Source organism: Roseibium sp. TrichSKD4 (assembly GCF_000148725.1).
Classification (GTDB): Bacteria; Pseudomonadota; Alphaproteobacteria; order Rhizobiales; family Stappiaceae; genus Roseibium.
The window spans coordinates 155,247-180,928 of record NZ_GL476321.1; the positions used below are offsets into that span (position 1 = coordinate 155,247).

Consider the following 25,682-nt stretch of genomic DNA (forward strand, 5'->3'; position numbering starts at 1 on the left):
ACGAAGAGGACGTGTTACGCGCCGTGGACAAGGCGCTGGAAGCGGGTGTGCCAACCAAGACGCATATCCTGAACCTTCTACACCGGTTGATCGACCGTAAGCCGACGGAACATCCAGAAGTCGACCCACCGGACGCCTTGGCATTGCAAACCACGCCCGAGGCAAATCTAAATCGTTACGATGGCCTGAGACAGGCTGGGGAGAAGCGCCATGCGTCATGACCCAGCCGGAGCCTCTATCGTCATCATGCTGCGCAGCCTCAAGCTCTATGGCATGGCAAATGCCGTCGAAGACCTGGTCGCCCAAGGTGCCCCAGCCTTTGAAGCCGCGACCCCGATGTTATCACAGCTGCTCAAGGCTGAAATGGCGGAACGAGAGGTTCGATCCATCGCTTACCACACAAAGGTCGCCCGCTTCCCTGCATACAAAGACCTCACCGGCTTTGATTTTGCGTCCAGTGAAATTAACGAAGCGAAAGTCCGGCAGTTACACCGGTGTGAGTTTATCGAAAACACCGAGAATGTCGTTCTGATCGGTGGGCCCGGCACGGGCAAAAGCCACACCGCCACAGCAATCGGCGTTCAGGCGATCGAACACCACAGGCGCAAGGTTCGGTTCTTCTCAACAGTGGAGCTGGTCAATGCACTGGAGCAAGAAAAAGCGATTGGCAAGGCTGGGAAAATCGCTGATATGCTGACCAAAGTCGACTTGGTCATCCTGGATGAGCTCGGTTACCTGCCGTTCAGTTCATCAGGTGGGGCGCTGCTCTTTCACCTGCTCAGCAAGCTCTACGAGCGCACAAGCGTCATCATCAAAACCAACCTTAGCTTCTCAGAATGGGCGCAGGTCTTCACAGATGCAAAGATGACCACCGCTCTCTTAGACCGCCTCACGCACCGCTGCCACATCTTGGAAACAGGCAACGACAGCTACCGCTTCAAAGCCAGTTCCAAGGATACAAAGAAAACTAGAAAGGAGACCCCAACATTGACCGCGTCATAGACCACGACGCATAACTAAAGGTGGGTCAATTCTCGGTGAAAATACCGGGTCAGTTCTCAGTGAAAATCAACACGCGGCAACCTTCGCCAGCGTCAAGGAAATGGGCTTCAAATGGGCACCAAAGCAGGAATTGTTCGTGGCCCCCAAATGGACCCCGAAGCGGGAGGACTTCTGCCTTGAACTTGCCGGGGAGATAGAGCCGGAACTGACCACACTGGCGGAACGGGCAGAGGCAAAGGCAGAGCGGCTGGACGCACTCGGAGACAAGCGCAGCCACCAGTCAAACGCCTTCATGCGCGCCGCCGATGACCTGTCGCAGGCGTTTTACATGGGGCAACCGATCCTTGTCGGGCATCACTCGGAAGCCAAGGCCCGCAAGACGCAAGAACGCATGCACAACGCAATGGACAAATCGGTCAGGGCTGCAAAGGCTGTTCAATACTGGCAATGGAAGGCGGCCGGCGTTGAACGCTTCGCCAACATGAAGAACAACCCCAAGACCCGCAGGAACCGGATTAAAACCCTGCTTGCAGAGCTGAGGGACATTCAAAGGACGCTCAACCATGCCGCCCTATGCCTCAAGGTCTGGGGACAGGCAACCAGCGACGAGGCAATCGAAAAACTTGCAGGAATGCGCCTTAAAACCGGTGATCTGGTCTATTGGGATCACTTGCAAGCCTACAGGCAAGGGGCATGACGGCTCAGGACTTGCGCGAGCGCTCCATGACCAATGCCCAAGCCGTCATGGACAGCCCTTACCGCCGCCGCTGGATTGACCATATTTTGAACCGGCTGGCTTATGAACGCGATTTGCTTGGAGCGATAGAGCGGTACGAAGACGAGTTGACGCCGGTCATTCTTCAAGCCTTTGCCAGTGAATATGGAGCCCATAAACCGGCAGTAGAGACGAGCGAAACCGGCTTTGTCCTGACCAGCTCCGCACCCCTGCCGCTTCATCTGGCAAACGGTACGAGCCTTGACCTTGCCGCCGAGGACTGGCGGGAGCTGATGCAGTCCATTGGTTATGTCGTGCCGAACAAAAAACCGGCCTTGCCGCCGATCCTGAATTTTCGGGCCGTGGAGGTTGCAGCGGTCAACCGGTATAACGGACACGAACCGCGCCTGTTCCGGCAGGTGGACATGACCAGGGCAGCCTATGCCAAAATCCACAGCGACGCCCGCTGGGTCGAAACCAGCCTTTGCGGGAGCTTCCGCTTCAAGGTCGCGCCCGACCCGGAGCACAAAGGCCCGTATCATTCCTGCCTGCGTGTGGCGGTGTTCCTGACCGACAGCAAGGAACACCCGACACCGGACAGCGTGACCACCGCGCCAAAAGCCGCCTGACAGCCTGGAAAGCCGACGAGAGGAGAAGGAGTTCCTCTCTCGTTCGATTGCTCCGATACCCGCCCCGCAAAACCGGACCACTGCCATGAAAACTTCCGTCTATATGCGCCCGGAAAAGCCCATGTTTGTCACTGTGCAGCGCCGCACTTGCCCAACCCTGCCGCAGGTCCCGGAAATTGCCGAACCGCTGGTAATCGACAAGGCCAGCGAATGCCACGTCACCCCGCCCGATGTTGCCCGCCGCATGGTCGATTATCTGGGACCGGCTGGCGACTACGCTACGCTTGAGCCGAGCGCTGGAACCGGCGCGCTTGTGTCCGCCCTTTTGGCGTCAGGCCACAGCAAGGGGGAAATCACCGCCGTTGAACGTCATCACAAACTTGCCGCCAAGGTGGCAACGCTTGGCGTTCCGGTCATACAGGAGTGTTTCTTCGACTAAGCCGAACAGGTCAGGGGCAAGGTGGCCTTTCCCCGTATCGTGATGAACCCGCCCTTTTCGAAGGTGCGTCGCCACATCAAGGCCGCGCTAACCCTGCTTGACCAGAGCGGGCACAGGGAACCGGCAACCCTTGTTGCGCTGGTTCCCGTCACATTCACCCATGAGGGCGCGGAAGAACTGGAAGTCCTGCCGGAGAGCACATTCTCAACCTGCGTTGTGCGCACGAAAATTATCCGTATTGTGCACACACAGGATCATTGATTCCGGCAAGGACGGGATTATTGAATTCGAATTGGAGCGGCTAAAGCAGCAGCGCCGGGCCAGCGGCGCGACCGGGAGAGATAGGCTCGCCCGGCTGAGGCAACAGCCTTGCCGCTCTAACGGAGGAAACGAGAATGTGGCTTTTGCCTATTAGCGTTTCCCTTACTTTGAAGAAAACCCGGAGCAGCTGGTCACTGACTCTCCGGGTCTCATTCATCATGTAAGGAAAGGGGTGGCGGGGAAACCTGCCATCCCACTCCGTGACTGAATATAGCGCCTTTCCCTAAAAATTCCAAGCCGGGGCCGGTTCCCCGGCACATCGAGTGCCGGATAACCGGTTCGATTGATCAGGTCCGCAAGGCGGGCTTGGTTTGCCGAGCTTCTGCGGGCGTTGCCCTGCGCGCTGCGCTTGCTCCAGGCGGAGATCCGCGCGACAGGCGCGGCTCCCATATGGACCGGACAGGGCAGGGGCTTGACGCGGGCGAGGCCCGCACATTCCCCATCCCTGACATTCCTTCAATTCCTGTACCGCCCAACAGACCTCTTTCGTCCGGTCAAAAGACAAGCGCCGCACAAGCGCGTCGTCGAAGCCGGGGCCGTGTCCTCGCTGCGCTGCGGGCCGCACCACACCCCGCCTTCGATCCTTTGACAGTCCGTTCCCGGCCCGTGGGACGGGCTGCGCCCCCTCCCACTCTGTTCCGCCGAAACCACAGGTTTCGGCTGATCAGCCTGTGAAGAGGCTTCGCCCATTGGCGGAGAAAAGAGCTAGCCGGAACTCGTGGGAAATCAGAAACAGGGAACTATCCAAATGACCAAGACCAACGCAAACGCAAACACCACCAGCAGCGATATCATTCTTGTGGCGCTCGACAAGCTGGACATCGATCCGCTGAACGTGCGCAAGACCTACAGCCAGACCAGCATAGAGGAACTGGCAGAGAGCATTGCAGCTCAAGGCATCTTTCAAAATCTTCTGGTCCGCAAGGCAAAGGGCAAGGACCGTTATCATGTATCGGCAGGCGGTCGCCGGTATCGCGCCGCCCTGCATCTGGTGAAGGAAGGCAGGCTTGCCGCTGACCATCCGGTCCCGGTCAAGGTGATCGACAAGGCCGAGGCGCTGGAACTCAGCCTTGCCGAAAACGTCATGCGCGAAGCCATGAACCCGGCGGACCAGTACGAAGCCTTTACAGCCCTTGCAGAGGCAGGGCAGGCCATTGCCGACATTGCCGCCCGGTTTGGAACAACCGAGGCCATCGTCAAAAAGCGTCTGGCCCTTGGCAAGGTCGCCCCGGCCCTGATGGAACTCTACCGCCGCGAGGGCATGACCCTTGAGCAGCTTGCAGCCTTCACCATCACCGACGACCACGCCGAGCAGGTCCGCGTCTGGGAGAGCCTTCCCACATATGGCCGTCATGCCAGCGCCATCAGGCAGGCCCTCAGCGGGGAAGGGATCAAGGCAACGGACAAGCGCTTGCAGTTCATCGGAGGACTGGACCCCTATGAGGCCGCAGGCGGCAGCATCAAACGGGATTTGTTCGATGATCAAGGTGGCGGCTATGCCATGGACGCCGCCCTTGTGGAACGCCTTGTGGCCGAGAAGCTGGAAGGAGAGGCAGCGAGCATTCTTGCAGAAGGCTGGAAGTGGATTGAGATCGTCCCGGACATCGACTGGCAGTCCTTGCAGGACTATGACCGGGTATATCCGCAATATGGAGAATTGAGCGAAGAACAGGAAAGCGAACGCGAAGCGCTGGAGGCCCGTTGTCGCGAACTGGAACTTTGCGACGAAGTGCCGGAAATGGAAGTGGAGTGGAACCGGATTGGCGACAGGCTTGCCGAGCTGGACCAGATCACGGAGCAGGGAACCTACCAGCTTGAGGATATGGCAAGGGCGGGAGCGCTTGTAACGCTCACCTATAACGGAGCCGTGCGCATCGAGCGCGGTCTGGTCCGACCAGAGGATTGCCAGAACGAGGAAGAAACGGGAGACGGCACCGGGGAGACCGGCGCTGAGGAACCGGAAGGGCAGGGGACGCCTGTACTCAAACACTCTGCTACCCTCATTGAGGATCTGACGGCACAGAAAACCGCCGCCCTTCGAATGGAGCTTGCGAGAAACCCCGATGTTGCCCTTGCCACTGTGGTTCACGGCTTCCTGTTGCGTCTGGCCTATTCCGGCTATGGGCTTCATGAGCATTCCGCCCTTGAGGTTTCTGTCACGCATACGGACCTGTCAGCTTCCATGAAACAGCCGGACCAGTGCGCGGCCCTCGACAGGCTGGACCTCGCGGGGGAAGTGATCCGCGAACGCCTGCCAGTCAACCCGGCAGAGCTATGGGACTGGTGCATGGATCAAAGCCGCGCCTCGCTTCTGGACCTGCTTGCATGGTCGGCAGCGCAAACGCTGAATGTGGTGGAGGGCAAGTTCCCGCGCCCGAAACAGGCCGAACATGGCAACCAGATCGGGACAGCGGTTCAGATCAACATGCGGGATCATTTCAAGGTGACGGCGGAGAGCTATTTCCAGCATTTGCAGCGCGGGAGCATTCAGGCGGCAGTGACCGAGGCTTGCGGTGCAGACTTTGCCGATGGTATAGCCGAGATGAAGAAGGCAGAGGGTGTGGCATTTGCCGAGACCGCCCTGAAAGACAAGGATTGGTTGCCCGAGCCGATCCGTTGCGGTTCCGCCACAGTCCCGCAACCGGAATACCAAACTTTTTATCAGTTTTCTGAGGCGGCTGAGTGATCAGTCGTCGCCGGTCGCAGACGTTCTTCCCCTGCGACCGGCCTCCCTTTTTCCAAGGAAATCGCAGAGGTCGGTGGGAGGGTCCGGGGTGATACGGTTCGCTGTCCGGGGTGTGATTGTCAGGCAGGTCGAATACCTGACAATCACTCATGAGGGACGCCCCAAAGGCCCCGTCCCTCAAACACCCCTCCCACCGATGGGCCTGTCAGAAGAGTAGCGCGATTCTTGATTTCCCTGTCCGAGAAACCGCTGCGTTAACCGAACATTATGCCAATATAAACAACTATATAGGTAAATCTTCATAAGTTGTTTTAGCCATGCGCCGCACTGCCAGCCTTGCCGCCCCGCTTTTGCCTCTTGATTGGGAAGACCCGGCCCGCACCGCTTTGACATCATTCAGCAGCTTGCCGACAGACACGCCATAACCACCCCTGACATTGACCGGAAGATCGCCGAGATCGGAGAACTCGGCATCTATAATCGCAGGGAACTGATGGCCCTGATGGGCGGCTATCTGCGAGAGCAGTAAATCCGGCCAAAGCCCGCCTTGATCACATCCCGGCGCTGACCCTGATCAGATTCTCCACTTGGCGGACAGCCTCGAACCGATGTGCCGGGTTGGCGATATCCTGTGCATCAAACCATGCCTTGCACAGCATCGGCCCCTTATCGACATGCTTGTAGACGTATCGCAGGGCCTGCCTGACGGGTTCAGTATCAACCCGGTCCCTGGCACTGTCCTCGACGGCCTTGCGGATGGTCGAGAGTGACGTGGGAAGGTCCGGCGCAATCCGGCGTGTTTCCGGTTGATCTGATCGGGTGCTGGTGTCCATGGCGCGCACATCATAACGAGCGGAGGAAGAAGAACGCAATCCGGCCTGTCAGTCTATGGCTTGCTCCGGACGTGTTTGTGCAGGGTCGTTCATGCCCATCCGCCGTGGGGTTGCTCTTGATGCCCGTTCGCATGTCACCACGATTTGCGCAAAGCTGCGGTCTAGACTATTTCCCCGGCCTTGCGGCCTTCCTCGCGGAAAACAAATAGTCCGGCCCTTCGCTTCCTCCGCTTTGCTCCGGCCTTCGGTGCACATCGCTTTGTGCCATGCCTTGAACGATCATCGCAACACACAAGGCGGAGTATCAGACATGAACATCACCAATTACATCCAGTTCGAGAATGCAGACCTGACAGTGGCCGTTGGAACCGGCCTCATCTCCACCCTCGACCGCGACATCGATATCAAGGCGGTCCCCTTTGCCTCCGACAACGACAAGGCCCCGACGCACCGGGTCTATGCGAAGTCCCCTCGCGGTCATGACATCGAGGTCGGCGGCATCTGGAAGAAGACGAGCCAGGACGGCAAGACCTACTACACGCTGTCGATCCGCAAGCTCCACTTCAATGCGAACCTTGGCCGGTATCCTGGTCAGGACGTTCCGTCCCTTCAGGCCGTCATCGAGTGGGAGCCTCGCGACTGAGGACCAGCCAGCGCCCGGTACATCCGGGCGCACCCTTCCTGCCGGTTAGCGCCTGCCCTTCTTGGAGGCGGTTCCGGCCTTCTTGCCGAAGGCCCGGTCAAGAACGGCCTTGGCCGTAGAGGCCGACACATTGTCGGGATACCCTTTCGGGGGCTTGATCTTGCCGTCCCCGACAAGCTTTGTGATCCATTCCATCTGGGCGCTTGAGGCCATGTTGTTGGCGTCGATCCACGCGCTCAAGGCTTTGGCGTCAAGTGTTGTCTCATGGGGGATGACCACGCCGGTGCGCTGCGCAATCCGCTTTGCCAGCTCCATTTGGGCAGGGCTTGGCAGCTTCGGGCCGCTCTTCCATCGGCCCGAGAAACTCGCGCAGGGCGTCAAAATCCTCAAGCTGCGCTTTCGTCAGTTTAACGCCTTCCTTCTCGGCCTTGATCTTCGCGAACTTCAGCATGGCAGGTGATGGCTTGCGCTTGATGGCAAGCTGCTCGCCGCTGCCTGAGAGCGCATTGATGACTGTCTGGGCTGCATTGCAGATTTCATCGACGACAGCGCGGGCATTGGCGGAGCCTCGCAGGATATCATCGAGCCTGTTTTCCATCCTTGCGGTAGAGGCGGGATCAAGCACATCGGCGCAGCGCTCGCTCAATATCCTGTAAAGATCCATCGCCGCCTGGGTCGCGTGCAGCTTGCCCTTTTTTACCTCCATGAAGTTCTGGCGCTTCAGGCCCTCGATGATGGTGTCGCGTGTGGCCGGTGTCCCAATGCCCTTGGCTTCCTTCAGCCGGGCTTGTTCTTCCGCGTCTTCAACAAATTTCCATGCGTTCTGCATGGCCTCGATCAGCGAGCCTTCCGAATACCGGGGAGGGGGCGTGGTTTTCTTTGTCTCGATATCGGCCGAGACAATGGAGACGGTTGCGCCGTCCTTGATGGCTGGCAGCTCCTGTTCCGCCTCACCCTCCTCCTCGTCATCATCCCTGGAATTGCCATGGATGGCTTTCCAACCTGCTTCCTTCGTCTGTTTCCCGATGGCGTTAAAGACGACCGGCTCAGGCAGATGGGCAATGGTCAGCGCGATTTCCGTTCGAAGATAAACGTGATCTGGCCCGAGAGCGGCCAGAAAGCTTTTGGCGATGAAGTCAAAAAGCCTGCGCTCATCCTCGTTCAGCTTTTGAACCAGTTCCGGCAACTGGTCCGCCATTGCCGGGTTCGGGATAATCGCATGGTGAGATTCCCCATCGAGACCGGCATTGGAAAAGACGCCCTTCTTGCCCGTGCGGATTGTCGCGTCAGGCCACAGGCCCCAAGTGGTATCGACCTTTCCAAGTGCTGCGAAGACCTCTTTTGCGCCATCAATCATGTTTTCGGGCAAATAGCGGGTTGCTGCGCGCGGGTATGTTGTCACCTTATGGGTCTCATAGAGGCTTTGAGCTGTCTGGAGCGTCTTTTGGGCTGTCCATCCCCAGGTTGCCGCCCGCTTTTGCAGCGTTGGCAAATCGGCAGGCTTGCCGGGGGATTGCCTCTTTTCCTCCTGTTTGACAGTGATCGGGCCGCTGTATCCGATGGCCGCTTCCCGGACAGCCTCGGCAAGCGCCCTGTCGAAATACCGTTTCTCTGCCTTTGGCCGATGGGCGAGGATAAAAGACCCGTTGCCGCCGTCCACGGTTGCCGTCAGCTCATGATAGTCCTGCGACCTGAACGTTGCGAGTTCGTGTTCGCGTCGGCACACGATGCCGAGCGTTGGTGTTCTGACCCGACCAATGCCGATCACCTGACGCACGCCAGAGGGGACAAGCCGTGTTGTCGCAGCGCGTGTCAGGCTCAAATTGTAGATCTGATCGGACTGCGCACGGGCAACGGCGGCCTGATAGAGCGGCAGATAGTCGGTGTTCGGTCTGGCATTGGCAAAGGCGTCGCGAAGGGTCTTTTCGTCTTCGGCGGTGAACATGGCACGCAGGACCAGTCCCTTGTACCTGAAATGACGCAGGAGGTTTTCGCCGATGGCCTGCCCTTCACGGTCACAATCGGTTGCAATGTAAACCCTCTCCGCCGTCTGGAGGGCCGCCCTGATCCTGTCGATCCGCTCGCCCTTGCCTTGGGCACGATCGGGAGCAAGGCCGTAGAAGCCTGATTGCGGGCGCAGCAGGACCGCATCCCATGATTTCCAGTCCGGGTTTATGTCTTCGGGTTCCTGAAGGCGGAGCAAATGGCCTTGAGCGGCCAGTATCTCCCCGTATTTGCCGCCGACCGCAGCCCGGATATTGCGGGCCTGAGACGGTTTTTCCGTGATCACGATGGAGGTCATGCAGGGTCCTGTCAGTTTTGCCGCCTTAACGTGACGGCTTGTGTCCTGGTTCAAAATCGATGTCGGTTGTCAGGTCTTCTTGATGAAGGGTTCGAGAGTGACGTGCGCAACGTTACGCGGGCCGTCCGACCGGCAACCCGTAAAGGGTTCTTCGCTTCGCTGCGACCGCAAGCGGTGCCTTGCCCGGACCATTTATCGCTCCGGGGGCCCCTGCGTCCTTGTGCTCCTGTCACAATCGAAACCATCAAGGGAGACCTTCTTATGAAACAGACCATCGAATACCTGAACCGCACAAGCCGCCGCGTCATCGGCTACCTCGGCAAACTGATTGCAAAACTGAAGCATGACGGCAAGCTCACGATAAGCTTGACCCTCTCGGTACCGCCGTTCGTACGGATCAGCTTCGGCTACAGCGCCAGCTTTTCCAAGCAGGCCGACAATGACAATGAAAAGCGGCCCGCCGCAGGCAGTCTTTCGGCGGCTTGACCCGCCTTTGGGGCCAAACGTGGCACTCGATTGAACCAATGTGAGCTAAACTGGCTAACTGGATTGGCATTCATAAATAATGCGTTGCACAATTTCATGTTGCGCATGCGAAATATGCAAGTCTGTCATGCGCTCTGCGCCTAACTAAAGCGATGCGAAGTTCATGAAATAGTCGCAATGATAATAGAAGCTTAGCTGAGAAGCAGGATCCATACTCCCACCAGGTGAAACACAATGGTTATTGATACCCAAAATCACTCTCATAGCAGTTTCGTACGTCGCGCTTTGGAGCGAATGACACATGGCAACTCAGTTCAAGGGCGTCGTTATGTGAACGGCTATCTGCTGTCGCTTGATGACACAACGCTCAATGCTCGCGGGTATGTTCGTGAAGAACTCGGAAATAACTCTCCAAGTGTGATCGTTTATTAAGCCCAGGCAGTCCAAGGCACTTTCCGAAGCGCGGTTTTTTAACCGCGCTTTTTGTTTGGGTATCTGGGAAGCCGCCAAAGGTGAGGTGCAGGCATTGTTCGAGAGGTTGCGGGCCAAACGTTCAAGGTCAGGCTGATTTGCCTGAATTCCGGTCTGGAACCGCGGATTCAATTGCCGTATGGGTAGGCGGGTCATTCAAGTTGTTACAACCGATGCTCAGGAACGCCGTGTTCTTGATGGTGTCAATGATTTACGAGAGACCTGTTCGATGAAACACCTTTTCCCGATGGCCGTTGCCGGCCTCTTTCTGACCGCCGCCACGTTCGCCGTCCCTGCCCAGGCGGAAGAAGATTACGACATGGACTGCAAGGTCATCCTGTGTCTGGCCGGAGGGTTTCCGTCCGGGTGCGGGGATGCCAAGTCCTATATGTTCAAGCGCCTTAGAAAGGGCAAAGCGCCTTTTGGCATCTGCACCTTTGATGATGGCGGCGCCTATGAGGCGGTGGACGCTAATGTCAATTTTCTGCACGGCCAGAACAGCTATCTGTGTGATCCGGGCAAGACGCTGTTCTATGAGCGGGATTCAGAAGGCAGTGGAGCCACGGCCTTTTGCTATGAGAGCAAGCGGCGGATTCGTCAGGGCGACGATTACGTGACGATCTATGAGGGCAAGGTGCAGCCGACCTATGTGAACATGGTGACACAGGTCACGGTTCAGGCCGGACAGCCGGACGCCTATACCTCGCCGCGTTTTTTCATCAACACTGGCAACGGAACCGTTGTCGAACGGTGATGCGGCCACATTCGGTTGTCGCGGCTTTTGTTGCTGCAAATCTGTTGATGGGGTCTGTGCCTTCACTGGCACAGGCCCCTGACTGTTATCTGCCGGAAAAGCCGTTCGACTATCACCTGCCGAAATCCGATCCGCTCTATGAGTATGCGCGGGAGGAGTTCCAGACCTATCTTGAGGATCTGGAAAGCTACATGCGGTGTCTGGAACAGGCCCGTGGCGGCGCTTTCCGGGACTTGAGCGAAGGCTATGAAGAATACCGGCGGATTTATGGGTCAGACGCGGTACTCCGCTCCCCGTCCCCGAGCGATCCAGCCCATAGATAAATATAGGGTTTCTGCGGGTTTTACGCTTGTCACGCTGGTATTGAAGCGTGGTTTATGCTATAAAAAACAACCATATAGACGTGATTTTGAAAGGGGGCGTTCATGATCCGCGATCATGCCCATGCCGTTGAACTTGCCAATCAGGTGATCAAGACGCTGGATACCAGCCCGCTTGAACCGATTGTTGCGGCCATGCTGACGATTGGTCACAGGGCCGCCCTGTCGGCAATGGCAATCTCCCGGGATGAACCGGATCTGCTTACCCAGTTTCTGGCCGTCTGTCAGGAGGCAGGTTTCCTGTCGGAGGCAGAGTGTGACGCTTTGGATGATGAGTATGTCGAAGCCAAGCGGAGACGCGCCGCTTGATGGCTGATCCGTATCTCTATCCGGGAACAACCATTCTCAAAAATCACTTTGACATCCGGGATGCAGAGAAGCTTGAGAGACGAGAGCGCAGGCTGACATTTCAGGCGCTGACCGTTCTTCAAAGAGACCCGGTTGATGGTCAGTTCGACTTTGATCACCTTCGGGACATCCACCGGCGCATATTCGAGCCGGTGTATCCGTTTGCCGGGGAAACGCGGACGGTCAATCTTCAAAAGAGCGAAGAAAAGCTCGGCGGGGCCAGCGTTCAATATGCGCCTTTCCATCTGATCCGTATTCAGGCAGGCCAGCATCTCAAGGAGTTGGGCTCAACGGACTGGTCAGGTCTGAAGGATATGTCCCGACCGCAGGACATGGCCCTTTTTGCGCAAAAGATCATCGATGTCTGGCAGGTTCATCCGTTCCGTGAGGGCAACACCCGCACGACGATGACATTCATGCATCAGTTTGCGGAAGCCAATGGTATGGGACTGGACCGGGAACTTCTGCGAGACAATGCCGAGTTCGTCCGCCATGCCCTTGTGGTTGGCACGTTTGGTCAGAGCGAGCACCTGACGCGGATATTGACGGATGCCCGCCAGCGGGAATTTACCCGCGAGCAGGAGGGGAAAGAGCGCGGCCTTGCCAAGGAAGCCGGAGCCCTACCGAAATCCGCCGATGATATGCTGACTGAACTGGCCTACAAACTTGCGGGCACCGATGACCTTGCAAAGCAGGGTGAATATCTGGACCAGTTCATAAAGGCTGCACAAGACGTGGGCAGTGAAGATCATCTTGAACTTGCAAGGAAAGCCGGGCTCTACAAGGAGAAGCTTGAAAGGCGCGAGGCACCGGAGCACGAGCGATCCGCGCCCCGGCGGTCTTCCAGAGGATCAGGGGATGATGGCTACGGCCTTTGATGGGAGCACGCCTTGTCGCCGCGCCTCATTTGGTTTTCTTCTTGTTGCGAATGGATTTCAGGATGGTGTCCCGCTGCATCCGGGCATGATTGCGATGATCATCCGTTATCTGCCCGTCAGTTCCTTCAACGGGATTGAGATCAAGATCATATCGCTGAGTGTCTTCCAGGACTGCATTGCAGTACCCCAGTGACCAACGGAATTGTTTCATCCCCTGGTCCAGGAGCGCCTTGTCGATGGTTCGGTCGTTGAACCGCTCTATCAAATCCTTTTTCAGGCCGATCTTGGCTGGAACGATCTCTTCAACGAGGAAGTAGGGCGGAAGCTGTTCGATTGTCTCAAGGCCAAGGGCCTGGGCAAGCGTTCCGAGAATGCGAGGGCGGTGGTATTCGGTGAGCGCCCTTGGATTGGTTTTCTGCTTCTTTGGTTTGGATGCCGGTTTGTCGGGCTTTGCCGCCTTCTTCTCCGCTGACTTCTCCGTTTGAGGCAGGATCTGCACCGGCTCTGTGGATTTTGCAGGCGCTGCCGGTTCTTGCTCGGGCAGGTCAACCCTGGCGGAGTTGAAGGAGAGGGTGAGCTTGGTTGCCCTGATCGAGCTGGAGGCTTGCGGCGAAGTCATTATGTGTCTTCCAAACTGAAATGATGATGGTGGCGCAATGAGCGGACCCTAGCCATTCGGGGCATGGCGGTCAGGGGGAGATTGGGTCAATCAACAGGAAAAAGACGGTTTTCGGTAGTCTTTTCCAGCCCGTGAGGGCCGTAACCTGCTTTCTCTGGAAAGCAGGTGGAGCGGTCCGGAGGCTGAACGCGCTCCCCGACAGAGCGCCGAAGAGAAGCCGAAGGATTGTGGGAAAGGCGGGTTCCGCCAGATGTGTCCTTAATTGGCATTTTCGTTTTTAAAATAGGACGCGAGAGCGGCCTGTGCGATCATTTTGCTTATTTTGAACTGGCTGAGGACACCAAAGCGATCAAATGCCTTTCTCGCGGCTTCAAAGGCTTCACCGGAGAATGTTCTGCGAGTGGAAACAATCGTGGTTGTCGCCGGATAGTCTTTGGGCAGCTTTTTGAATTTGCCGCCGAGAAGGAGAGCTTCATAGGCTGGCAGGGCCTCATTGAGAATGTATCTCAACGCCTCCTGTTCTGAATAGTCCTCGACCAGTGCATCGAAGAATGGGGACACACCCTTTTGCGGTATTGGGACGCTTACGGAGATGGTCATGCGCGAAGCCGATCCGGGTGTGGCCCTTGCCTGCTTTGTCGGTCCTGGTGTTTGAACGGGACTTCCTGTTTCCGCTTGATTGGTGAGGGGAGCGGGGAACGGATCTGTTGTCGTGTTTGACGGCCCAGCATTTTCAGCAGGCCGTTCGGCTGCATTCTCATCATCGTCAACAGGACTGGCATTCGGCTGTTCTGCAGACTGAGCATCCTGATTTGTCTGGCGAAGCTGTTCCCGCGCCTGCGCGTAAGGGACTGTTGGTCTCTTAATTGCCATTGGTTGCGTTCTCCAGGGCGCTCAGAATGTCGGCGGTGATGATGTCTGCTTCGTCTATGGCCTTTTGGAAGTGAGAGGCGTGAAGGGCATCATTCGGGTTCTGTTTCATCTTGAGGATGGTCTGATGGAGCAGGCCCTTGAATTTCATGTCGGCGAAGGCATCGCGCAGATGGAGGGGTTGGGAAAAGACAGGCAACTCGTCGAGGAGGGTGCTGGTGCGCATCTGGCTTTGTGTGAGCTTGCTGGTCGGCACTCTTGTTTTCAGGATTGCAAGGTCGATCTCCAATCCCTCACGGGCGAGCGTCTTGATGACATGCTGGTATGTTTCGATGACTTCATCGGCATCCAGTGTTGTCAGGGCTGTCGGGAGAACAATGAAATCCGAATTTATCAGGATCATGTCGTTCAGGTTTGATCCGCCGCCCTGGGAGTCGGCAAGCGCTATGTGGTATCCGCTTTTGCTGGCCTCTTCATAGGCGGCTTCAAAATTGGAGAGCGTGTCTGCGATCAGGACGGAACAGTTGTCATGCCATGTTCCTTTCTCGATTGCATTGTCGCGCCACTTGGAGATTGGCCTGTTGTCATCGGCTTCGAAGATGGCGACTTTTTTCCCGCGTTCGAGAAGGCAGGAGCAAACGGCCATGAGCGCGGTGGTCTTCCCCGCGCCTCCCTTGAAGCTTGTGAAATTCACCAATTCCATCAATTTATCTCCACATAACTTAAAAACGATATCACAACCAAACGACGATATTTTGTAACGATGTTCACATGATCCGACAAGCTTATGAAAAAACCCAATAACACTAAAACATTCAAACAACATTTTGTAATGACAAAATTACAAACAGACAAAACCATAGAGTGACATATAGACATCGCGACGAAATGCCGTGCGTTCGCACGTCTCCTCGTGAGGGAGGTGAATGAAGTTATGAAATTACGTTCTCTCAAAGTGATAAAATTACAAAAGGACAATGGGCCGCTTTGCGGCGCATTTTTGACTTGTTCACCCACTGAAGGTTTTGGTTGAACAAGGTAAGGGGGGGTCGTGTATCCTCTCTTTGTCGTATACGTGGCAGGATAGTGCAAATGTAATACATTTGCGAAGGGGTGCGCTCCACACCCCCTGCCACAAATACGACACTCCGCCTCAAGTCTCCTCTCCGCCCCAGAGGGCCAAGGCTTGAGACTGATCCACGACCCCCCTTGTTTTCGACAGCGCTGCTGTTGATTTGAGAGTTTTGAAAAGCGGAAATTTTTTGAGATGAGCGCAGGAGAAAGCGGGAATGAGGGTGGGAAGGAAGCGCTTTCTGATACGGATTGGGTCGTTATTTCCGTGCGAATGCGCAGGGCGGAAGTCGCCGCGCTCGATGCCTTGTGTGAAGAGGTCGGGGCAAAACGCAATCGTGTCCTGCGTGTTCTGGTGCTCCATGCCCGCGGATTTCTGGACTATGACAATGAAGTCAGAGCGACCCTGCGCGACCTGTTGCGGCAGGTGGGCGGTATTGCGACCAACATAAACCAGATCGCAAAAGCGGCGAATGTCACGGGCAAGCCGGAGTATGAGCGCTTCTTTGAAGAGCGAAAATCGTTCGGCAAACTGTTCGCCAGGGTGGAAACCCAGATCCAGATCCTGTTGAACCTGAAGACGCGCAAGGCGGATGCGGAAGGCTTGCTGCGAAAGGCTCTGGGGCAATGATCCGGAGCTTTGTCACAGACATCTATCTTGTCGGGGAGGAGATCGATCCGCTTGAGGCGGTGATGGGCGAGGACTGGGGCGTCCTGAAGATCCCGGCGACAATGCGCGGTCCGATGCTGAAATATGCAATGGACATGCAGGCAAAGGTCTCCCGTCCGAGATCTGGGGGAGGGTTCCTGTCCACTTCGGTCCTGTCCCGGCGCAATCAGGCGATGGTCAAGCAGATCCGGGGCGGGGGTACGAACACCTTGCGGGGTATTCGGGACCAGATGAATTACCTTCGCAAGGATGGTTCGGTGGAGCTTGAGCGCTCCGACCGCTATTGCGGCCTTGTTATCGATGACGAGCAGGAAGCCGAGATGATGACCTCATGGGAGATCGCGGACCAGGGTCATGGCAAGCTCGACAAGACGGCGCATTTTGCGGTCAGCTTTCCCAAGGGAACGGATCAGAAGGCGGCCTATGCGGCCGGTCGTGCGTTTGCGGAGGAAATGTTCGCAAGCGGCAAGTATGGCGACACGTTTGATTATTTTACCGCGTTCCACACGGACTGTGATCATCCGCACATGCATGTTGTGGTGAACCGGCGGGGGCTTGAAGAGGGAAGCTGGCTGAAAGTGTCCCAGCGGGGTCATTTTGACTATGACGAAATGCGCTTTGTTCAGGTCCGGGTGGCCGCCGAACATGGCATTGCCCTTGAGGCGACACCGCGCTTTGCCCGCGGCGTTGAGGAACGTCCCTATACCGATTGTGAGGTGCAGCGTGCCCGCAGGCAGGAGCGGGCTCCCAAAGCGCGGGAACACAATCCTGTGTCGGCGCTGAAGGCGGCGCTGGCGAGCACGATTTTTGTCGCTCAGGCTCATCGGGATGCGGGCCGTATTGGGGAGAAGATGCCGGATCACGCCTGGCTTTTGAAAGAGGCGGCGCAGTTGGTGGCATCGGGGCAGGAGCTGAAGGCGCTTGGCCCGGAAACACGGACGGTTCTGCGGCGGACGTATGTTCAGCAGGAAAAAGCCTACGGCAAGATCACGCCGGTTGAGATCGTGACGGCAAAGGAGATCCGGGAAATGGACGCATTGATCGAGGAGAAGCGGAAGAACCTGACGGCAACGCTTGAAAAGATGGATCAGGCCGTCAGCGATCTTCCTGAAGGTATTCAGCGCGCACAGCTTGAGCGCGTCAATTCGGAAATCAAGAGGGAAGCGGCGGGGTTCATGCCGGACGTTGAGGCTTTGAAGGACTATCGGCGCCTGAAGAACGAGGCCGCCTATCAGGGTGTCACGAGGTACGATGACTTTTCCAGCAAGGTCGCCGATCAGGCGCGGGAGGATGTCCTTGACGTCCTCAAGGATACGGGCCTCAACCCGGACATCCTGCTAGAGCGCTACGGGGGCAGCGAGCCGGTTGCCGATCCGATTGCGGAAAGCTGGCGCGCCCGCGAGCGGGCAGAGGTTAGCGCACATCTACAGGAGCGGGATGGTTTTGACCCGGCACAGGCGCAGGAGAAGGCAGACGCGCTGCTTGAAGACGTTCATTCCCGTGTTCAGGAGATCTACAGCGAAGCCCGCCGCGAAATCAGGCTCCATGAGTTTGAACAGAACCGCGAGTGGATGCTTTCCAATGTATCTAGGGGCACTGTCGATGACGACTTTGCCCCGACGATGAAGCGGACGCTTTCGCCGTTCAAACTTCGTGACCTTGAAAAGGGCAATATCGACGCGCTTCAGGGCCTGTCGAAAGACCCGGATATGCAAACCCGACTGGCGCGTCGTTATCTGGAAGCGGAAGTTGCCAGCGCAGAGGGGTCCCGCAAGGAATTGCTCGAACAGGCCCTTGGAAATCTGGGTACGGGCAAACTGGACACGGGGCTTGAGCGGGAGGGCGATGCGCAGGCCCGTGATCGCTCATCCGAGAAAAAGCCCCCTGAAAAGCGCCGGACGCGCACAGATGACGGATATGGATTGTGAGCAAGATTTTTAAGGACGGGTTGTTTTTTGCCCTTTTTGGATTGTGTATTGGCGGTTTCCTCGGTGTCATTCTAACTGGTGCGTATGTGGACTGGCGTTTTGGTATTCCGCTCGACCAGTTCCAGTTGCTGGATGCCTTCCGGGTCAGCCCATGGGGCCAGTCTCCTTTCCCGAAATACTGGACACAGGTGCTCTATGTGAGCGGCGGGCTTGGTCTTGTTGGTGCTGTTGCCGCCGTTGTCCTTGGCGTGCGCCCGACCCTGGACAGCCACGGCTCGGCAAGGTGGGCGAGCGTGCAGGACCTGCAGAATAACGGGCTCCTTGCGAGTGCCTCAGCCATCGCAGGTCCGGTCTATGCCAAGACATCCGGCCCGAAGGGGCGTGGCAAGTTCATCACGAGCAAGGACATTCCTCACTCGTTTATCGGCGCGCCAACCGGTTCGGGTAAAGGCGTCGGCGTGGTCATACCCACGCTGCTAACCTATCCGGGCAGTGTCATTTGCCTCGATGTAAAGGGCGAGAACTTCGAGAAGACCTCTCGCCAGCGGCTGGACATGGGTGACAAGGTGTTCAAGTTCTCGCCGTTCGACAGTGAGGGTCGCACCCATCGCTTCAACCCGCTTGAGGGATTGGTGGGGCTTTCGCCGGATCATCAACAACTGGAGGCCGAGCGTATTGTCGAGGCGCTTCTTGTTGCGCCGGGCAAGGGTGCGGAAGGGTTCATCCAGAGCGCCAAGGAAATCCTTGCGGCCACCATTCTTCTCAGCATCGAGCGCGGGAAACCAAGCCTTGGGGAAGCCTACAAGCTCCTGACCTCCGGCGGTGATCCAGACGATGACAAAACGGACTTCACTGCCCTCTTTGAAAAGCTTGCCGCCCAGACGAGCGTGGAGGCTGCCAGGAGCGTCTTCAACACCGTTGCCATGACGGATGTCAAAACCGTGTCCGCCTATATGTCGGTTCTGATGTCGTCCGGCCTGAGCCAATGGCGCTTCAAGCTTTTGCGGGATGCGACAGAGACCAGCGACTTTTCCATAAGCGATTTGCGCAAGCGCCCAGCCAGCATCTACATCGTGGTCAATCCGAACGATCTTGCGATCCTGGCGCCGATGATCCGCCTTTTGTTCCAGCAGACCGTTGCGACCCTTCAGCGTGCAGAACCTGGCAAAGACGAGCCTTATCCGGTCCTGTTGCTGATGGACGAGTTCCCGTCCCTTGGCAAGATGGCCGCGCTCAGTCAGGGCATTACGACATTGCGGTCTTATGGAGGCCGCCTCATGATCGTGGCGCAGTCGATCTCAAACCTGAAGGCGACGTATGGCCCGGATGGCGCTCAGAACCTGCTCGCCAACTGCCGCCTGCAACTTTACATGGCCCCGGCCGATGCGGAAACGCCGGAATATGTCTCCAAGGCCATCGGTGACTTTACACGCAAGAGCCGGTCCAAATCCTGGCAGATGAACAAGTTCGGGGGCGCGAACATCTCCGAGCGCGAGGAAGGCGCACGTCTGCTTCGTCCCGAGGATCTTCGCCGCCTGAGCGATGACAAGGTGGTTCTTCTCATTCAGGGGCAGGACGCGGTTCTGGCAGACAAGGTGCGTTACTACGAGGACCGTGACCTGAAGAAGATCTTTGAATCGCAGAAAGGTCCCCTGCCAGAAGCGGAAAAGCTGGTTGTTCCGCAAGGTGTTCCTGACGTGGAGCCAGAGGAGACAGGCGAACAAGTCGAGCAGACCGCTCCAGCCATGTCGGCCATGTCGGAGACTGGCGTCGTCGAGACGAAAGAAGCCGTCGGCGAGGAGCCATCTCCGATCAGGCGCATGAAAACTTCACCCCAACCACATGACGCAACTGAAGAAGAGCGGCTGGACATGATTCAGGCGAAAGCAGACCTTCAGCTTGAGAAAGCCCTGCAAGTAAGACAGGCAATCACAGACGTAGGATAATCATGCCCTCACATATTGCCGTTGCCATTTTGATGTGTGTTTCCGTCTGTGAACCGGAAACCCTCCGGATCTGGGACGGAGACTCTTTCCTGATCGGTCGCCACAGTGGTGCCGAGAAAATCCGTATCGAAAACATCGATACCCCGGAAATCGACGGGCACTGCCGCTATGAGCGCCAGCTTGCCCTTGAAGCCAAGCACCGGGTTGCCGAGCTGGTCAAACATCAAAAGATACAGATTGTCAGGAGTGGCCGGGACAAATACGGGCGGACCCTTGCCCGTGTTCTGGCAAATGGAAAAGATATTGGCCGCCAGCTCGTTGCTGACGGACTCGCGCGGCCATGGTCCGGCAAGCGGCGGCCTTGGTGTTAGGTGTAGCGGCTTGAGATTATAAATCGCCGGGCATGGTTACGCGCCAATTTGCCTTATGTTGCAACCGCAACACGCGGTTGTATCTGGTTTATGTCGTTGCCCATCGCCTGCTCCGCACAGCGGAGCTCGTAGCTTTTCTGCAGGTTCAACCAAAACAGAGCAGACGTGCCGAACCACTTTCCAAGACGCAATGCTGTGTCAGCAGTCACGTTACGACGGCCGCGTATAATCTCTGACATTCGATTTTCAGGCACTCTAAGTTGTCGGCTTAACTCCGCGGCGCTGATACCGATTTCTTCCAGCTCATCTTTCAGGACTTCGCCAGGGTGAATTGGAGTTCTCATGGTCAAGTTCCTTGCCTTCAGTGGTAGTCAACGATTTCCACGTTTTCGGGGCCATCGTCAGGCCATTCGAAACAGATGCGCCACTGCTGGTTTATTCGTATGCTGAATTGCCCTTCCCGATCCCCGGAAAGCGCCTCGAACCGATTGCTGGGCAAGGCTGCCAAGTCAGAGATCGATTCAGCGGCATCTAATATTGGGTCTATCCCCGCAAAGGTACAGAATGCGACATAGGATCTATGTTGCCGTGTTTGCGGCGGGCAGTGGTTGCTTATCGATTTTCAGAACCCGCTTTGCGTGATCTCGCAACTGTCCTGTTGGTCCAACGTATCGATAGAGTGTAGCTCGGGTGATGCCGAGCTCACTGCAAAGGTCTGCGACATTGGTGTCACGATTTGCCATAGCGGCCTGAGCCAATCGGATCTGATTTTTGGTCAATGCAAATTGTCGGCCGCCTTTACGTCCACGTGCACGGGCGGCAGCGAGGCCGGCCATGGTTCGTTCACGGATAAGATCGCCCTCGAACTCGGCCAGAGCCGCGAAGATCCCGAATATCAGCTTGCCGCTCGACGTGGTGGTGTCGATATTTGCGCCCTGGCCTGTAAGGACGCAAAGCCCGACGCCTCGTTCCGAGAGATTGCGCACAGTGGTGACCAGATGCTTGAGATCGCGACCCAGCCGGTCAAGCTTCCATATATAAAGGGTGTCACCTTTGCGCAGTGCCTTCAGACATGCCTCCAGACCGGGGCGGTTGTCCTTCTTGCCGGATGCCTCATCCTTGTAGACCTGATCGGGAGCGACGTCAGCGTTGGCGAGCGCATCCAACTGCAGATCGAGTGTCTGCGATCCGTCTGCTTTGGAAATCCGTGCATATCCGAGCTTCATGAGCGCTTCACAGACGGTCGTTTGTGTGACACCGGCAAAATGAGCCGCCAGCTTGGACGTATTTGTATCATATCCCGTCTCACAAATAAAGGATAGCAAACTCTATCCGAAACAATAAGAGACGCGTCCAATGCCCCGCATGCAAATCCTTTCGCCAAGCGAACTGATTGCCTTCAACACGCCGCCCAGAATGAACGCGGCACAGCGCAAGGCCGCCTTCGATTTACCGCTCGGCTTCCAGCGAGAGATAGAGCAATTGCGCGATCCGGCCCACCGGATCGGGTTTTATCTGAATGCCGGTTATTTCCGCCACAGTCGGCGATGCTTTTCTCCGGAGGCATTTCACGAGAACGACATAGCCTATGTCGCTGGCCGGTTGGGATATGACGGCAGCCTGTTCAAGCCTGACGGCTATCAGGACCGGACACGTCAACGACACGAGCGCATTATCGAGCGCCTCGCCGGCTTCCGGACCCTGAGCGGAGATGGTGAGGCGCAGCTTTCTCAGTTGATCGACCAGAAGGTCAGGGCACACGAAAAGCCAAAGGCCATTTTCCATGCCTCGATAGATCATCTTCTGACGAACCGGATCGCGCTTCCCGGCTACCGCCGCCTGCAGGAACTGATCCTGTCTGCCATCGGCCGCCTCAAAACCCGCGAGACGGCTACGATCGAGGCTCACCTGCCGGAACAGCTTGGTCACGAACTCGATCTGCTCCTGGGTGAGAACCCGGAGTCCGATGGAATTACCCGCAGCCGATTGGCTGCCCTGAAACAGAATTCGCAATCCGTTCGCCCGCGTTCCGTCAAGGGCAGGCTGGCCAATCACACGGACTTGTCAGACCTGTTCCACAAGCTCGAACCGATCATCGCTATATTGGGTTGGGATCGCAACAGTACCCGCAACTACGCGCTCGCCGTCATGAAATCCGATCCTCACGACCTGCGGCGGCGAAAGGCGGCGGACCGATATCTCCACCTGATCGCCTTTGTCGTCCATCAGTATTTCGCGCTGCAGGACAACCTGGTCGCCACACTGCTCTCATCCGTCAAGGCCACCGAGACTGCTGCAACCCGCGAGTTCAAGGACTGGTGCTATGTCGAAAGGAAATCCCAGGCCGCGAAGCTGAGGGCTCAGATCCAGGCATTCGAGGACCACTTTCAGTCCGCCATGGCGACCCTGCGCGGCGTGTTCGAAGCCGGCCACCTTAGCGACGCCGACAAGCTGGAAAGCTTGCATCTGCTGCTGTTTCCGGTCGATGCGGAACCGGTCTTGTCCGATGCCATCCTGAAGGACATGAAGGATGATGCAGGCCTGTCTCAGGCGGAAGACGCCCGCTATTACGATATTCTGGAAGCCAGATCCCGCCGCCTGCAAAATCAGGTGTCGGGCGTCATGAAGTCACTCTCCTTCCAGACCGAACCCCATATCAAGCCGCTCTTGGCAGCACTGGTGCATTTCCGCCAGGCCGATGGCCAAATTACCAAATCAGCACCCTCCGGTTTTCTTGACTCCACGGAGCGGAAAGCGCTGGGAAGCGGGACACACTTCCGACCGTCGCTTTATAAGGTCATGCTGTTCCAGCACGTTGCCAAGGCGATCAAGGCCGGCGGCGTCAACCTGCCGCAATCCCATAAATACCAGCCGCTGGATAGCTATCTGATCACGACGGAGCGCTGGCAGCGCGATCGCGACCAGTTGCTGGAACGTGCAGGAATGACGCGGTTCTCAGACCCCGAAACGGTGCTATCGACGTTGAAGACGGCCTTGAGCGACCAGTTTCATCTCACCAACACCACGATCGCAAAGGGCAACAACCCTTATGTAGTGGTCACCCCGGCCGGCCATATCAAGCTCAACACGCCCAAGCAGGAAGAAATCGAAGCGATAGCGCTTTCCAGATTTCTTCCGCAAAGACACTATGTGCCGCTCTGCGAAATTCTCAACACCGTCCATGGGGCCTGCGGCTTTGCCGACAGCCTTTCGCACCTGCGCCAGCAATATGCCCGCCCGGTTTCGACCGCCGTCCTGCTGGCCGGCGTGATCGGATTGGGGTGCGGCATAGGACTGCGAAAAATGGCCCGCATCTCTACCGGCATCACCGAAGACGGGCTGGATCATGCCGTCAACTGGCACTTCTCCCGCGAAAACCTCGCCGCCGCCAATGACCGCATCGTCGCCTTCACGGACAGTCTCGACCTCCCGGAAGTCTACCGCCGACAGGCCAACCAGACCCATACGGCCAGCGACGGCCAGAAGTTCGAGGTTCCCGGTCACTCCCTCGATGCCAGCCACTCCTTCAAGTATTTCGGCAAAGGACGGGGAAGCAGCGCCTATACCTATGTCAGCGACAAGATTTTGCTCTGGTATTCCACTGTCTTCAGCGCCGCCGAGCGCGACAGCGCTTACGTCATCGACGGTCTGATGCACAACGACGTGGTCAAGTCGACAATTCATTCGACCGACACCCACGGCTATTCCGAGGCGATCTTCGGGGCCACCTATCTGATCGACATCGCCTATGCCCCCAGGATCAAGGGCCTCAAGCATCAAACCCTTTACAGCTTCAGGTCCATGAACTCGGAAGGTCGGAAAAGCTGGGCTGTACAGCCTGATAAATATGTCGACGAAGACGTCATCCGCACCCATTGGGAGGACGTTCTGCGCCTCATGGTCACCATCAAGCTCAAGGAAGCCACCGCCTCCGACATCTTCCGCAGGGTCAATTCCTACTCCAGACAGAACAGCCTCTACACAGCGCTCAAGGCATTCGGCCGCATCGTCAAAACCCTGTTTATCCTACGTTATATCGATAGCGTCGAGCTGAGAATGGACATCGAAGCCATGCTCAACAAGGTTGAACTGGCCAACCGCTTCACCCGCGCAGTCGCTGTGGGCAGCCCACGCGAATTCATCTTCACCCTCCAGGAAGATCAGCAGATAGCCGAAGCCTGCAATCGTCTGATCAAGAATGCCATCATCTGCTGGAACTATCTCTATCTCGAAACCCGCCTTCGCGCCGCCGATCCTGAAACTCGCGCCGAAATGATGAAGACCATCAAGGCTCATTCGCCGCAATCATGGGCGCATATCAACATGTTGGGGGAATACGACTTTTCCGACAAAAGCTCGCAGACTGCTTCGGTATCCTCCCCCTGAAAACAAGCCCTTGAAATCAGGCTGTAATTGAGGGAACAAAAACCATCAAAATAGCCAAGCCTTCAAAGGCTTGGCAGAAATCCTATGTCGCATTCTGTACCTTTGCGGGGACGGACCCGTTTTTTCAGTGCCAAGGATTTTGTTGCCGACACACTCGATTGCAACAGCGGCATGTGAAATTGCGCCTGTTACATCTGGATGGGGTCGTCTGGAAATATCGGCTATCGCCTCCGATATTTCACGGGATGCTCTTTGATATCCGGTTTCCTCCAAAACTTGAGAGGTGGTCTTTGTTGCCGTTTGAAAGCTGTTTTCTCCACGGTAAACAATCCCCTCCCCTGCCTCGTATTTCCAGCCTATTCCAGCATCAACGAAATGGGCGTTCATGCTATTCACATACTCGGCTGTATCCTGATATCCGTATGTACCCTCAATAAAGGAAACCAATGCCTCGATAACATCATAGACCTTGTACCACTCACAATGATTGATCTCCCATATGACTTCATCCCGAATATTCGGAACTTCAGACCAGTTACCCATGTCTGGAGCTGTTAGAAGAACTTTGCAAACAACGGTTCGAATCTGGCTGTAGCTCAATCGGCAATGATGCGCATTGATTATTGCCGCATAGCGCAACCCTTCCGGCGCATCTTCTCGGATTGTAATTGGCGGTTCCGCGACCGCAAAATTATGCCGTTTCGAAAATGTCATAAAATTCTCTATCGTTTCCCTGAACAGAGCACCGCTCCCGCCGGTCACACTCTGCAAAATCTTTGAACCAGTGGCAATTTTGCCTCGTCTATTCAGGTTTGATGTTCCTGAAATAATGACTTGGCTTCACGTGCGCCATGCACGACACGGACAATCACAAGTTCTGTCTCGTTATAGGTGTAATAAATCACATAATCCCGATAGAAATGGGCGCGAAGCC

29 protein-coding genes and 2 pseudogenes are annotated in these 25,682 nt (G+C 56.6%); 20 read left to right on the top strand and 11 right to left on the bottom strand.

Annotated features, from left to right (window positions below):
* The 8 genes and pseudogenes from TRICHSKD4_RS27070 to TRICHSKD4_RS31060 all read left to right on the top strand — a co-directional run.
* Nucleotides 1–221: pseudogene (locus tag TRICHSKD4_RS27070) on the top strand (IS21 family transposase); the annotation flags it as partial.
* Nucleotides 211–1,002, top strand: coding sequence for an IS21-like element helper ATPase IstB (gene istB / locus TRICHSKD4_RS27075; protein ID WP_009469669.1), 792 nt, complete (start codon nucleotides 211–213; stop codon nucleotides 1,000–1,002). The pseudogene TRICHSKD4_RS27070 and the gene istB, both read left to right, overlap by 11 nt.
* Before the next feature lie 136 nt (nucleotides 1,003–1,138).
* The gene (locus TRICHSKD4_RS27080) at nucleotides 1,139–1,699 is read left to right on the top strand and encodes a DUF3560 domain-containing protein (RefSeq protein WP_208993213.1); all 561 of its coding nucleotides are present in this window, start codon (nucleotides 1,139–1,141) and stop codon (nucleotides 1,697–1,699) included.
* Nucleotides 1,696–2,346, top strand: coding sequence for a hypothetical protein (locus tag TRICHSKD4_RS27085; RefSeq protein WP_009469671.1), 651 nt, complete (start codon nucleotides 1,696–1,698; stop codon nucleotides 2,344–2,346). The genes TRICHSKD4_RS27080 and TRICHSKD4_RS27085 overlap by 4 nt, the downstream gene beginning before the upstream one ends.
* An 85-nt stretch (nucleotides 2,347–2,431) precedes the next feature.
* Nucleotides 2,432–2,785: a hypothetical protein gene (locus tag TRICHSKD4_RS31430; RefSeq protein WP_208993214.1), complete on the top strand. Its 354-nt coding sequence runs from the start codon at nucleotides 2,432–2,434 to the stop codon at nucleotides 2,783–2,785.
* A gap of 21 nt (nucleotides 2,786–2,806) precedes the next feature.
* A complete protein-coding gene (locus TRICHSKD4_RS31435) occupies nucleotides 2,807–3,046 on the top strand; it encodes a hypothetical protein (RefSeq protein WP_009469673.1) in 240 nt (79 codons plus the stop codon).
* A gap of 808 nt (nucleotides 3,047–3,854) precedes the next feature.
* Nucleotides 3,855–5,792 carry a ParB/RepB/Spo0J family partition protein gene (locus tag TRICHSKD4_RS27100; protein ID WP_009469675.1) on the top strand — a complete coding sequence of 646 codons (1,938 nt, stop codon included), beginning with the start codon at nucleotides 3,855–3,857 and terminating at the stop codon, nucleotides 5,790–5,792.
* Nucleotides 5,793–6,153: 361 nt separating this feature from the next.
* The gene (locus tag TRICHSKD4_RS31060; protein WP_009469677.1) at nucleotides 6,154–6,321 is read left to right on the top strand and encodes a hypothetical protein; all 168 of its coding nucleotides are present in this window, start codon (nucleotides 6,154–6,156) and stop codon (nucleotides 6,319–6,321) included.
* 22 nt (nucleotides 6,322–6,343) lie between these two features.
* Here TRICHSKD4_RS31060 and TRICHSKD4_RS27105 read toward each other — a convergent pair whose 3' ends face one another.
* Nucleotides 6,344–6,664 (bottom strand): hypothetical protein, encoded by a 321-nt coding sequence (locus TRICHSKD4_RS27105; protein WP_139052328.1) that lies wholly within the window; start codon nucleotides 6,662–6,664, stop codon nucleotides 6,344–6,346.
* A 271-nt stretch (nucleotides 6,665–6,935) separates the two neighbouring features.
* On the opposite strand from TRICHSKD4_RS27105, the gene TRICHSKD4_RS27110 reads away from it, so the two are divergent.
* The gene (locus TRICHSKD4_RS27110) at nucleotides 6,936–7,268 is read left to right on the top strand and encodes a DUF736 family protein (protein WP_009469680.1); all 333 of its coding nucleotides are present in this window, start codon (nucleotides 6,936–6,938) and stop codon (nucleotides 7,266–7,268) included.
* A 45-nt stretch (nucleotides 7,269–7,313) separates the two neighbouring features.
* Here TRICHSKD4_RS27110 and TRICHSKD4_RS28715 read toward each other — a convergent pair whose 3' ends face one another.
* Nucleotides 7,314–7,547, bottom strand: coding sequence for a hypothetical protein (locus tag TRICHSKD4_RS28715; RefSeq protein ID WP_009469681.1), 234 nt, complete (start codon nucleotides 7,545–7,547; stop codon nucleotides 7,314–7,316).
* Nucleotides 7,531–9,570: a DNA topoisomerase gene (locus TRICHSKD4_RS27115; RefSeq protein WP_009469682.1), complete on the bottom strand. Its 2,040-nt coding sequence runs from the start codon at nucleotides 9,568–9,570 to the stop codon at nucleotides 7,531–7,533. The genes TRICHSKD4_RS28715 and TRICHSKD4_RS27115 overlap by 17 nt, the downstream gene beginning before the upstream one ends.
* A 261-nt stretch (nucleotides 9,571–9,831) precedes the next feature.
* Here TRICHSKD4_RS27115 and TRICHSKD4_RS27120 point away from each other — a divergent pair, with 261 nt between their 5' ends.
* The 6 genes from TRICHSKD4_RS27120 to TRICHSKD4_RS28730 all read left to right on the top strand — a co-directional run bounded on the left by TRICHSKD4_RS27120 (nucleotide 9,832) and on the right by TRICHSKD4_RS28730 (nucleotide 12,887).
* A complete protein-coding gene (locus TRICHSKD4_RS27120; protein ID WP_009469683.1) occupies nucleotides 9,832–10,056 on the top strand; it encodes a hypothetical protein in 225 nt (74 codons plus the stop codon).
* A gap of 294 nt (nucleotides 10,057–10,350) precedes the next feature.
* On the top strand, nucleotides 10,351–10,488 hold the full coding sequence (locus TRICHSKD4_RS30480; protein WP_009469684.1) for a hypothetical protein: 138 nt from the start codon (nucleotides 10,351–10,353) through the stop codon (nucleotides 10,486–10,488).
* A gap of 178 nt (nucleotides 10,489–10,666) precedes the next feature.
* Nucleotides 10,667–11,281, top strand: coding sequence for a hypothetical protein (locus TRICHSKD4_RS28720; RefSeq protein WP_009469685.1), 615 nt, complete (start codon nucleotides 10,667–10,669; stop codon nucleotides 11,279–11,281).
* Nucleotides 11,281–11,604 carry a hypothetical protein gene (locus tag TRICHSKD4_RS28725; protein WP_009469686.1) on the top strand — a complete coding sequence of 108 codons (324 nt, stop codon included), beginning with the start codon at nucleotides 11,281–11,283 and terminating at the stop codon, nucleotides 11,602–11,604. The genes TRICHSKD4_RS28720 and TRICHSKD4_RS28725 overlap by 1 nt, the downstream gene beginning before the upstream one ends.
* 102 nt (nucleotides 11,605–11,706) lie before the next feature.
* Nucleotides 11,707–11,970 carry a hypothetical protein gene (locus tag TRICHSKD4_RS27140; RefSeq protein WP_009469687.1) on the top strand — a complete coding sequence of 88 codons (264 nt, stop codon included), beginning with the start codon at nucleotides 11,707–11,709 and terminating at the stop codon, nucleotides 11,968–11,970.
* Nucleotides 11,970–12,887: a Fic family protein gene (locus tag TRICHSKD4_RS28730; RefSeq protein WP_009469688.1), complete on the top strand. Its 918-nt coding sequence runs from the start codon at nucleotides 11,970–11,972 to the stop codon at nucleotides 12,885–12,887. The genes TRICHSKD4_RS27140 and TRICHSKD4_RS28730 overlap by 1 nt, the downstream gene beginning before the upstream one ends.
* A 25-nt stretch (nucleotides 12,888–12,912) precedes the next feature.
* Here TRICHSKD4_RS28730 and TRICHSKD4_RS27150 read toward each other — a convergent pair whose 3' ends face one another.
* The 3 genes from TRICHSKD4_RS27150 to TRICHSKD4_RS27165 form a co-directional block, all read right to left on the bottom strand.
* Entirely contained in the window at nucleotides 12,913–13,506 is a 594-nt protein-coding gene (locus TRICHSKD4_RS27150; RefSeq protein ID WP_009469689.1) for a ProQ/FINO family protein, read from the bottom strand.
* Nucleotides 13,507–13,764: 258 nt separating this feature from the next.
* Nucleotides 13,765–14,379, bottom strand: a complete 615-nt coding sequence (locus tag TRICHSKD4_RS27160) for a VirC2 family conjugal transfer protein (RefSeq protein WP_009469691.1) — start codon at nucleotides 14,377–14,379, stop codon at nucleotides 13,765–13,767.
* Entirely contained in the window at nucleotides 14,369–15,079 is a 711-nt protein-coding gene (locus tag TRICHSKD4_RS27165) for a hypothetical protein (protein WP_040617636.1), read from the bottom strand. Before TRICHSKD4_RS27165 ends, TRICHSKD4_RS27160 begins: the two co-directional genes overlap by 11 nt.
* A gap of 564 nt (nucleotides 15,080–15,643) precedes the next feature.
* Here TRICHSKD4_RS27165 and TRICHSKD4_RS27170 point away from each other — a divergent pair.
* From TRICHSKD4_RS27170 to TRICHSKD4_RS27185, 4 genes are read left to right on the top strand one after another with little or no spacing between them, the layout of a single operon-like run.
* Complete coding sequence (locus TRICHSKD4_RS27170; RefSeq protein WP_009469693.1) at nucleotides 15,644–16,078, top strand: DNA mobilization endonuclease VirD1/MobC family subunit; 435 nt, start codon at nucleotides 15,644–15,646, stop codon at nucleotides 16,076–16,078.
* On the top strand, nucleotides 16,075–18,045 hold the full coding sequence (locus tag TRICHSKD4_RS28735) for a relaxase/mobilization nuclease domain-containing protein (RefSeq protein WP_009469694.1): 1,971 nt from the start codon (nucleotides 16,075–16,077) through the stop codon (nucleotides 18,043–18,045). Before TRICHSKD4_RS27170 ends, TRICHSKD4_RS28735 begins: the two co-directional genes overlap by 4 nt.
* A complete protein-coding gene (locus tag TRICHSKD4_RS27180) occupies nucleotides 18,042–19,991 on the top strand; it encodes a type IV secretory system conjugative DNA transfer family protein (protein WP_009469695.1) in 1,950 nt (649 codons plus the stop codon). Before TRICHSKD4_RS28735 ends, TRICHSKD4_RS27180 begins: the two co-directional genes overlap by 4 nt.
* A gap of 2 nt (nucleotides 19,992–19,993) precedes the next feature.
* The gene (locus TRICHSKD4_RS27185) at nucleotides 19,994–20,362 is read left to right on the top strand and encodes a thermonuclease family protein (protein ID WP_009469696.1); all 369 of its coding nucleotides are present in this window, start codon (nucleotides 19,994–19,996) and stop codon (nucleotides 20,360–20,362) included.
* 53 nt (nucleotides 20,363–20,415) lie between these two features.
* Here TRICHSKD4_RS27185 and TRICHSKD4_RS27190 read toward each other — a convergent pair whose 3' ends face one another.
* From TRICHSKD4_RS27190 to TRICHSKD4_RS27195, 3 genes are read right to left on the bottom strand one after another with little or no spacing between them, the layout of a single operon-like run.
* Nucleotides 20,416–20,706, bottom strand: coding sequence for a HigA family addiction module antitoxin (locus tag TRICHSKD4_RS27190; RefSeq protein WP_040617637.1), 291 nt, complete (start codon nucleotides 20,704–20,706; stop codon nucleotides 20,416–20,418).
* 17 nt (nucleotides 20,707–20,723) lie between these two features.
* Nucleotides 20,724–20,909, bottom strand: a complete 186-nt coding sequence (locus TRICHSKD4_RS29960) for a type II toxin-antitoxin system RelE/ParE family toxin (protein ID WP_083782904.1) — start codon at nucleotides 20,907–20,909, stop codon at nucleotides 20,724–20,726.
* A gap of 31 nt (nucleotides 20,910–20,940) precedes the next feature.
* Nucleotides 20,941–21,588 (bottom strand): recombinase family protein, encoded by a 648-nt coding sequence (locus tag TRICHSKD4_RS27195; RefSeq protein ID WP_040617683.1) that lies wholly within the window; start codon nucleotides 21,586–21,588, stop codon nucleotides 20,941–20,943.
* 130 nt (nucleotides 21,589–21,718) lie between these two features.
* Between TRICHSKD4_RS27195 and TRICHSKD4_RS28740 the strand changes: the two genes are divergently transcribed.
* Nucleotides 21,719–24,748 carry a Tn3 family transposase gene (locus TRICHSKD4_RS28740; protein WP_009469700.1) on the top strand — a complete coding sequence of 1,010 codons (3,030 nt, stop codon included), beginning with the start codon at nucleotides 21,719–21,721 and terminating at the stop codon, nucleotides 24,746–24,748.
* A gap of 45 nt (nucleotides 24,749–24,793) precedes the next feature.
* Here TRICHSKD4_RS28740 and TRICHSKD4_RS27205 read toward each other — a convergent pair whose 3' ends face one another.
* Nucleotides 24,794–25,462 (bottom strand): AbiJ-NTD4 domain-containing protein, encoded by a 669-nt coding sequence (locus TRICHSKD4_RS27205; protein WP_009469701.1) that lies wholly within the window; start codon nucleotides 25,460–25,462, stop codon nucleotides 24,794–24,796.
* A gap of 92 nt (nucleotides 25,463–25,554) precedes the next feature.
* Nucleotides 25,555–25,682, bottom strand: a pseudogene (locus tag TRICHSKD4_RS32520) (type II toxin-antitoxin system RelE/ParE family toxin); the annotation flags it as partial.